1 protein-coding gene is annotated in these 548 nt (G+C 48.9%); it reads right to left on the reverse strand.

The window, feature by feature from the left end; all coding sequences use genetic code 11:
• Nucleotides 1-6: 6 nt before the first annotated feature.
• Nucleotides 7-504, reverse strand: coding sequence for a GNAT family N-acetyltransferase (locus tag EZJ44_RS08600; RefSeq protein WP_131282579.1), 498 nt, complete (start codon nucleotides 502-504; stop codon nucleotides 7-9).
• Nucleotides 505-548: the final 44 nt, after the last annotated feature.

Here is a 548-nt window from a genome sequence, read left to right on the forward strand (position 1 = left end):
GCCTCATCATAAGGGAAGCTTCATCACAACCCCTGTATCGGCGGGATCAATACCTAGCACCTTAAATCCGAAACGCTTGTAAACATTGACAGCGCGAAGATTACCATGATCGACGTGAAGTGCGATAAACTCGCAACCTTGGGATTTAGCTAGTTCACAGGCAGCAACGAGGAGTTTTACGCCCAATCCACGGTGTATGTTTCGTGGTTCTACCGCGATCGCTAACTCCGGCACATTTGGACCAAGATTTGCAAAGCCTACAACATCCTCCTTGTTCCATCGCCTAAGCCAAACGCCGCCAGCTGGTACCCCTCCTGATTCTAGAGCAATAACACCACCATCCTCGACAGGGTTCCAATCGAAAACATAACCTTGTGCAAGATTCTGAAAACCTGGGCTCACAGATTTGGATTCGTCACCGTAGACATCGGTGAGGTAAAAGAGGCGGTGGATGTACGTGCGATCCTGTTCAGTTGCTGCGCGGAATGTGAAGTGACTGGTCATATATTAAGGATATGGGAAGTTTCAGGTTAGTGCGTGGTGAGACT

The organism is Arcanobacterium bovis (assembly GCF_004331995.1).
GTDB classification, from domain to species: domain Bacteria; phylum Actinomycetota; class Actinomycetes; order Actinomycetales; family Actinomycetaceae; genus Arcanobacterium_A; species Arcanobacterium_A bovis.